This is a genomic window from Colwellia marinimaniae (assembly GCF_002207865.1).
GTDB classification, from domain to species: Bacteria; Pseudomonadota; Gammaproteobacteria; order Enterobacterales; family Alteromonadaceae; genus Colwellia; species Colwellia marinimaniae.
Genome location: NZ_BDQM01000197.1, coordinates 1 through 295 on the forward strand (window position 1 = coordinate 1; position 295 = coordinate 295).

Below are 295 nucleotides of genomic sequence, written 5' to 3' on the forward strand. Positions count from 1 at the left end.
GATAAAGAAGAAAAGAACAAAGAAAAAAAAACGGAAGGCAAAAAAAAGAAAAAAAAAAAGGAAAAAAAAAAAAAGAAAAAAAAAAAAAAAAAAAAAAAAGAGAAAAAAGAAAAGAAAAAAAAAGAAAAAAAAAAAAAAAAAAAAGAAAAAAAGAAGAAAAAAAAAAAAAAAAAGAAAAAAAAAAGAAAAAGAAAAAAAAGAAAAAAAAAAAAAAAAAAAAGAAGAAAGAAAAAAGAAAAGAAAAAAAGAAAAACAACAGCGCGATCACTACGGATCTCTACGTAAAGATCATAAC

At 18.0% G+C, this 295-nt stretch carries 1 protein-coding gene; it reads left to right on the forward strand.

What is annotated here, in order from left to right; translation table 11 throughout:
• Positions 1-285, forward strand: a 285-nt coding sequence (locus MTCD1_RS23565) for a hypothetical protein (RefSeq protein ID WP_200818652.1), incomplete at its 5' end; no start/stop codon positions are given.
• Between the last annotated feature and the right edge of the window lie 10 nt (positions 286-295).